Origin of the sequence: Klebsiella sp. Ech2A, assembly GCF_030078455.1 — a bacterium.
Classification (GTDB): Bacteria; Pseudomonadota; Gammaproteobacteria; order Enterobacterales; family Enterobacteriaceae; genus Klebsiella; species Klebsiella terrigena.
The window spans coordinates 1-6,747 of the sequence record NZ_JAQGFU010000215.1; the positions used below are offsets into that span (position 1 = coordinate 1).

Sequence of the window (6,747 nt, forward strand, 5' to 3'; positions counted from 1 at the left end):
GGGGGTCCTTTCCCGCTTCTCGGTGGGCGATAACGGCCTGGGGCGCACCGGGATGGTGGCGGTAGCCGGTAAGACCGATACCTTCGAAAACGGCGGCGCCCTCGGCGCGCTGGTCGGCATCAGCGGTAGACGAACCTATGCGACCTATAAAAACGGCGGCGGGCGCAGCAGCGAAGATTTTATCGGCGAAGATAATAAATATTTGCGCCAGGAGCCCCGCTCCCAGCTTTATAAGCTGAACTTCAATCCGGACCAGTTCAATAAAATTGAGTTTTCCGGCCGTAATTACAGCAACAGCTTTACCCGGCGCGACATCACCAGCGACGATTACTCCCTGCGCTATAATTACGCCCCGCTGAATGAGCTGGTGGAATTAAATATGCTGGCCAGCACCAGCCGCGGAAATCAGGCGTACAAGCCGGAATCGCTGTATAACTTCAACAGTTCTTCAACCACCAATAAATCCAACGCTATCGACCTTAGCAACACCAGCCGATTTAAAATGAGTGAGGATCTGTTTGCCGTATTCCAGGTCGGCGGGAAATTAATGGATACCCGCTATACCCGGCGCTTTGTGCAGAATACTGAGACCGATCACAACGCCTTTGCTCCCGCCGGCAAGCAAAAGATATCGTCCTTATACAGCAGCCTGACGCTGAACAAAGATATTTATCAGCTGGATCTCAACCTTAACTACACCCGCAGCCAGGTGACAGGCTACAAGCCGGCCTGCGGCGATAACGAGAAGTGTTTCCCGCAGGGGGAAAGCCATCTCAAGCTGGATAATACCGACGTTAATCCATCGGCAACGTTTTCCGCCCAGGTCACCCCGTGGCTGCAGCCCTTCGTCAGCTGGAGCCGCTCTTCCCGCGCGCCAAACGTGCAGGAGGTCTTCTTCGCTAACGAGGGCGGCGCCTCGATGAACCCGTTCCTCAAACCAGAAAAAGCGGAGACCTGGGAGGCCGGCTTTAATATCAATAAGCAGGGCCTGCTGCACGAGCAGGACAGCTTTCATTTAAAAGCCCTGACGTACCGCTCGCGGATTAAAAACTATATCACCAGCGAATCCTTTTTCCTGTGCTACGACGGCAGGCTCTGTCAGGATATCGGTAACGCTTCCGACAGCTTCAACGCCAACATCTACATCAACGAACCTTCGCCGGTAACCGCTACCGGTTACGAAATTGAGGCCGGATATGATATCGGCTTCGCCTACGCGAACCTCTCATGGAGCAAGCAGCACACCGATCAGCCCACCTCGATTGCCAGCACGGTTTACAGCTTTGCCTATAGCGACCTCAGCGACCTGCCCGATAGCTACGCCACGCTCGACGTCGGCGGCCGCCTCTTCGATCGCCGGTTAACCGTCGGCAGCCTGGTCAAGTTTACCGGCAAAACCAAACGCCTGAGTACCGAGGGCATCAGCGACGACAACACCGTGCCGAAAGAGAGCATGCCCAATATCCCGACCATCATCGACCTCTACAGCACCTGGCAGGCGACCGACAACGTCCAGCTGCGCCTCAGCGTGCAGAACGTCACCAACCGCGATTACGCCGAAGCGCTGAACCGCATGAATCAGAGTCTTGATTACGCCCGGGCGGGGACGTCAGTGAATACCACCGCCCGCGGACGAACCTGGATCTTCGGCGGAGAGATCCAGTTCTGAGTTAAAACCCGGCGCGGGGTAATGCCCCGGATTTTGTCCCGCGCCCCCACCGTTCATATCAGGAATAAAAAATGAATCACTGCAATTTAAGAACACGACTGGGATGCCTGCTTATTGCGGCGCTCCTGCCGGCCTCGGCGTTAGCCATCGATCCGCCAGTGCGCGAGACTTCGCGCTTCGCCCTGAAAACCAATTATCTCGAGCAGGCGGATGAGGGGATTTACGAACTGGCCTTCGATAACGACCATCAGTACGTGTTTGCGGCGGTGACCGACCGCGTGAACCGCGAGGCGAACAGAGGCTATCTATACGCCTTTAACCCGACGTCATTAAAAATTGAACATCGCTACGAGATGCCGTACCGGGCGTTTTCCCTGGCGATGAATCAGCCGCAGCACCGGCTCTATATCGGCCACACCCAGTCGGCCTCGCTGCGGATAAGCATGCTGGATACCGCCACCGGGAAGCTAACAAAAACCAGCGACAGGCTCAGCTTTAAAACGCCTAACGCCGCGGATTCTCGCTTCGAGCATCTGCGCCATATGGTCTACAGCCAGGATGCCGATACCCTGTTCGTCAGCTACAGCAATATGCTGAAAACGGCGCAGGGTACGCAGCCGCTGCATAAGCTGCTGATGCTCGACGGCACCACGCTGGCGCTCAAAGGCGAGGTCAAAGAGGCTTATAAAGGCACGGCCTATGGGCTGACGCTCGATGAAAAAACGCAGAAAATCTACGTTGGCGGCCGGGATTACGTCAACGAGATCGACGCGAAAAAGCAGCAGGTGCTACGCACCATTGCCCTCAGGAACACGCAGCCGCGGCTGCCCAGCGCGCAGAATCTGGCGGTGGACGCCGACTCCGGCCGGGTTTTCGTCGTCGCCTTCGACCATGACGACCGCAGCGGCCCCCGTGACGGGCTCTATATTTTCGACCTGCGCGACGGCAGGCAGCTGGGCTACGTGCGTACCGGCGCCGGGGCCAACGCGGTAAGGTACAACCCGAAATATAACGAGCTCTACGTCACCAATTTCACCAGCGGCACCCTCAGCGTTGTCGATGCCACGACCTATGCGGTGACCCGTGAATTCCGCACGCCGGTCTATCCAAACCAGATGGTGCTATCGGCGGACGGGGATACCCTGTACGTCGGAATAAAGGAAGGCTTCAACCGCGACTGGGATCCTGACGTATTTGTCGAAGGGGCGAAGGAACGCATCCTGCGCATCGATTTGCGCAAATCGTAGCCGACCGGCGCGCACTCGGGGCCCGGCGGCCATTCGTTTTTAGCGCATGATGCCTCTTATCGGACGGGCGGCCTGAAAAGGCCGCCTTTTTACGTTATAGTGCTCCGGTGCTGGAAACGCCTTGTCCGTTTCTGATGCCATTCTGGCCATTTTCAAATACGACGGCCAACAGGCTGTTGTAAAACAGGAGTATACAAACATGCGCTTACTTCACACCATGCTGCGCGTTGGCGATCTGCAGCGTTCTATCGAGTTTTATACCAACGTGCTCGGCATGAAGCTGCTGCGTACCAGCGAAAACACCGAATATAAATATTCGCTGGCCTTCGTTGGCTACGGCGAGGAGAGCGATACGGCGGTTATCGAGCTGACCTACAACTGGGGCGTCGACAAATACGATCTCGGCAGCGCCTACGGCCATATCGCCCTGAGCGTGGATAATGCGGCAGAAGCCTGCGAACGTATTCGCCAGAACGGCGGCAACGTCACCCGCGAAGCCGGCCCGGTTAAAGGCGGCACCACGGTTATCGCCTTCGTTGAAGATCCGGACGGTTACAAAATCGAGCTGATCGAAGAGAAAGACGCCGGAAAAGGCCTCGGCCACTAACGGTTTCGGGCGCCGATCGGCGCCCGCTGTTTTATCCCCTGACTGCTGCAAGGCGCGGCAAAATTTGCCATAATGCGCGCTACTTTTTTCCAGTAAAGAGAATCTGATGTCCGAGAACGTTCAACTTAATGGTCTGTGCGACCGTTTTCGCGGTTTTTATCCTGTGGTTATCGATGTCGAAACCGCCGGGTTCAATGCCAAAACCGACGCCCTGCTTGAGATCGCTGCCATTACCTTGAAAATGGATGAGCAGGGTTGGTTGATGCCGGACGAAACGCTGCATTTTCATGTTGAACCTTTCGAGGGTGCGAACCTGCAGCCCGAAGCGCTGGCATTTAACGGCATCAACCCTAACGACCCTGAACGCGGCGCGGTGAGCGAGTACGACGCGCTGCACGCGATTTTCAAAATGGTCCGCAAGGGGATGAAGGACAGCGATTGTAATCGCGCCATCATGGTGGCGCACAACGCCACTTTCGATCTCAGCTTTACCATGGCTGCCGCAGAGCGTGCCGGGCTAAAACGCAACCCGTTCCACCCTTTCGTCACCTTTGATACCGCCGCACTGAGCGGGCTGGCGCTCGGCCAAACCGTGCTGTCCAAAGCCTGCCTCGCCGCCGGTATGGAGTTTGATGGCACCAAGGCGCACTCTGCGCTGTACGATACCGACCAGACTGCCCGGCTGTTCTGCGAGATAGTTAACCGCTGGAAGCGCCTTGGCGGATGGCCGCTGCCGCTGCCCGAGACGGAATAAGAGACAAAAAAAGCGACTTCATCGGAAGTCGCTTTTTTACGGGTAGCAAAATTATTCTGCTTTCGGCTCGTCAGTTTTATACTTCGCCGCCGTTTCTTTGATCAGCTGCTGGAGTTCACCGCGCTGATACATTTCAATCACGATGTCGCAACCGCCAACCAGCTCACCATCAACCCACAGCTGCGGGAAGGTCGGCCAGTTTGCATACTTCGGCAGCTCCGCGCGGATGTCCGGGTTCTGCAGGATATCGACGTAGGCAAAGCGTTCGCCGCACGCGGAGAGCGCCTGCACGGTCTGAGCGGAAAAGCCGCAGCTTGGCAGTTTCGGCGATCCTTTCATGTACAGCAGGATCGGGTTTTCAGCGATTTGACGTTCGATTTTTTCTACGGTAGTGCTCATTGTCATGCTTCCTTAACTTCTATACGGCAGTAATTTGTCATTGTAGCGTGCTGAACGCAGGACAGATAATAACATTTTTTTCACTCACTATATTTTATCTTCTGTGCCCAGAAGTTGCCTTATAAATATCACTTTATCAGCGGGCGCGGCGTCGCACTGCGCGCTTTGTGTACAAGCAGGCCAATGTCTGGCATATTTTTTTGCAATTGTTAATCAAACGACACTTTAGATACAAAAGAGTATTAACTTTCAGGGTTTTTATGCATTAGAATCGTTGGGTTTTGTCATTCATGGTCAGGTATGTGTACATGTCTGTAATTAATCAGGGGATTGCTCGGTGGCGCGGCTAAACAAAATCGCGATTTCGCTCTGCGCATTACTGTTTACATCTATCTCATTTACACCACTGGCGCATGCTTCAGGGCATACGCACGCCTCCGCCACGCCGAAAGCGCATCAGGCAAAGGGCACCACCGAACGCAAGAAAAAAGCCTCCACTCAGAAAACAAAATCCAGCGCCAAAACCTCCAGCAAGAAAGCATCGACCTCCTCCCGCGCCAAACACCCTACCCGCACCACCGCTTCGAGCCAGACGGCATTAAACCGTCAGGCCGCCGGTGGAACGAAAAAATGCGTGTTGCGCAAAGGCTATAAAAAACAGTGCGCGACCTCGGCTAAATCCACTATCGAGCCGACGCTGGCCAGCGTGAAGCAGAAGTGCGTCGTGCGTAAAGGCTATAAAAAGCGCTGCAAGCCGGTTGCCGAAGAAGAAGTGCCGCTGACGCTGGCCGATGCGCATAAGGTGCGGGTGCAAAAAGCGCAGAGCACCGCGATGTCGAAGCTGATGGACCAAATTGGCAAGCCCTATCGCTGGGGCGGCACCTCGCCGCGCACCGGCTTTGACTGCAGCGGGCTGGTTTATTACGCCTATAAAGACCTGGTTAAGATTCATATCCCGCGCACGGCGAACGAAATGTACCACCTGCGCGATGCTCGCCCCGTCGATCGCGGCGAGCTGCAGAGCGGCGATCTGGTCTTCTTCCGCACCCGCGGTCGAGGCACTGCAGATCATGTCGGCGTTTACGTCGGCAACGGCAAGTTTATCCAGTCGCCGCGTACCGGACGCGATATTCAGATTACCTCGTTAAGCGAAGATTACTGGGTTCGCCACTACGTTGGCGCCCGCCGCGTGATGACGCCTAAAACCATCCGCTGATGACCCCCTGCCGCGCCTGCGGCAGGTTAACTCTCTCTTTTGCCACATCTTTTAATTTGCTACTATCTCCCTGCGCATTACATGGTTATTGCGCGCATTAATATAATAAGGAGAGTAGCAATGTCGTTCGAATTACCTGCATTACCATATGCGAAAGACGCCCTGGCGCCGCACATTTCCGCTGAAACCCTGGAGTACCATTACGGTAAGCATCACCAGGCCTACGTCACTAACCTCAACAACCTGATCAAGGGCACCGCTTTTGAAGGCCAGTCTCTGGAAGAGATCGTTCGTTCTTCCGAAGGCGGCGTCTTTAACAACGCGGCCCAGGTCTGGAACCACACCTTCTACTGGAACTGTCTGGCGCCGAATGCCGGCGGTGAGCCGGAAGGCGAACTGGCGGCAGCCATCGCTAAATCCTTCGGCAGCTTCGCTGATTTTAAAGCGCAGTTCACCGATGCGGCGGCGAAAAACTTCGGCGCAGGCTGGACGTGGCTGGTCAAAAATGCCGACGACAGTCTGGCAATTGTCTCCACCAGCAACGCCGGCACGCCGCTCACCGGCAGCGCTAAACCGCTGCTGACCGTGGATGTCTGGGAACACGCTTATTACATTGACTACCGTAACGCCCGTCCAAACTATCTGGAGCACTTCTGGGCGCTGGTAAACTGGAAGTTTGTCGCGGCTAATCTGGCGGCATAAAACTGCACCGCAGAAGGGGAAACCCTTCTGCGGTGATTGTTAGCGGCTGGCTAAGGCCTCTTGCGGCCGTCCGCGACCGCTGAACAGCACCAGCATCAGCGCCACGCCGGCAATGATTGCCCCCATCACCGGAACAAATGCGTAGCCCAGCCC

General features: G+C 55.7%; 8 protein-coding genes. 6 read left to right on the forward strand and 2 right to left on the reverse strand.

Annotation, left to right across the window (positions count from 1 at the left end; translation table 11 throughout):
* From PFH44_RS23345 to rnt, 4 genes are all read left to right on the forward strand, one after another.
* A partial coding sequence (locus tag PFH44_RS23345; protein ID WP_283826303.1) for a TonB-dependent receptor domain-containing protein occupies positions 1–1,669 on the forward strand: 1,669 nt, incomplete at its 5' end.
* Between the two features lie 71 nt (positions 1,670–1,740).
* Positions 1,741–2,916 carry a YncE family protein gene (locus tag PFH44_RS23350; protein WP_283826304.1) on the forward strand — a complete coding sequence of 392 codons (1,176 nt, stop codon included), beginning with the start codon at positions 1,741–1,743 and terminating at the stop codon, positions 2,914–2,916.
* 199 nt (positions 2,917–3,115) lie between these two features.
* Complete coding sequence (gene gloA / locus PFH44_RS23355) at positions 3,116–3,523, forward strand: lactoylglutathione lyase (protein WP_041147656.1); 408 nt, start codon at positions 3,116–3,118, stop codon at positions 3,521–3,523.
* A gap of 106 nt (positions 3,524–3,629) precedes the next feature.
* On the forward strand, positions 3,630–4,277 hold the full coding sequence (rnt, locus tag PFH44_RS23360) for a ribonuclease T (protein ID WP_283826305.1): 648 nt from the start codon (positions 3,630–3,632) through the stop codon (positions 4,275–4,277).
* Positions 4,278–4,328: 51 nt separating this feature from the next.
* Here the strand turns inward: rnt and PFH44_RS23365 are convergent, their stop codons facing one another.
* Positions 4,329–4,676 carry a Grx4 family monothiol glutaredoxin gene (locus tag PFH44_RS23365; RefSeq protein WP_041145851.1) on the reverse strand — a complete coding sequence of 116 codons (348 nt, stop codon included), beginning with the start codon at positions 4,674–4,676 and terminating at the stop codon, positions 4,329–4,331.
* Between the two features lie 337 nt (positions 4,677–5,013).
* On the opposite strand from PFH44_RS23365, the gene PFH44_RS23370 reads away from it, so the two are divergent.
* Both PFH44_RS23370 and sodB read left to right on the forward strand, forming a co-directional pair.
* Positions 5,014–5,892 (forward strand): C40 family peptidase, encoded by an 879-nt coding sequence (locus tag PFH44_RS23370; protein ID WP_045858599.1) that lies wholly within the window; start codon positions 5,014–5,016, stop codon positions 5,890–5,892.
* Positions 5,893–6,012: 120 nt separating this feature from the next.
* Positions 6,013–6,594 carry a superoxide dismutase [Fe] gene (gene sodB, locus PFH44_RS23375; RefSeq protein WP_283826306.1) on the forward strand — a complete coding sequence of 194 codons (582 nt, stop codon included), beginning with the start codon at positions 6,013–6,015 and terminating at the stop codon, positions 6,592–6,594.
* A gap of 39 nt (positions 6,595–6,633) precedes the next feature.
* Here sodB and PFH44_RS23380 read toward each other — a convergent pair.
* The coding region (locus PFH44_RS23380; RefSeq protein ID WP_283826307.1) for a hypothetical protein at positions 6,634–6,747 on the reverse strand (114 nt) is incomplete at its 5' end.